The sequence below is a fragment of the Helicobacter monodelphidis genome, from assembly GCF_003288845.1.
Taxonomy (GTDB): Bacteria; Campylobacterota; Campylobacteria; order Campylobacterales; family Helicobacteraceae; genus NHYN01.
Genome location: NZ_NHYN01000105.1, coordinates 1 through 422 on the forward strand (window position 1 = coordinate 1; position 422 = coordinate 422).

Sequence of the window (422 nt, forward strand, 5' to 3'; positions counted from 1 at the left end):
TGGAGCGACATCCTGAAATGTTTAGAGATAAACAAGACTTAGAAGAAGTGATTCAAAAAGTCATTAATGAGCCTGAAATCATCATTAAAAATCCTAATGTAAGAAGTGATAAAAAAATGGGTGATGTTGGATTGAGGAATGATAGTGGAACAAATGTAATATTTCATGCAAATAAGACAAGACTGAAAAACTTTGACTTAATGTCAAAGAAAGAAATTATAATCGATGGTAGGGACGCCCACACCCCCTACACTCAAGCCCAAAGTCTTGACGGGCGACTGGTTCAAAAGAACATTTCATCGATTGCTGATGACATTATACCACAATCCACAGAAGATCCAATCCTACAAAGAGCCTTAGAACTCCAAACAAAACAGCAAAAAGGAGAGCTAGAAAACTTCTTTACACATCAAGAAGGCAAT

The 422-nt window shown here is 36.5% G+C and carries 1 pseudogene; it reads left to right on the forward strand.

The window, feature by feature from the left end:
• Positions 1-422: pseudogene (locus tag CCZ01_RS10675) on the forward strand (hypothetical protein); the annotation flags it as partial.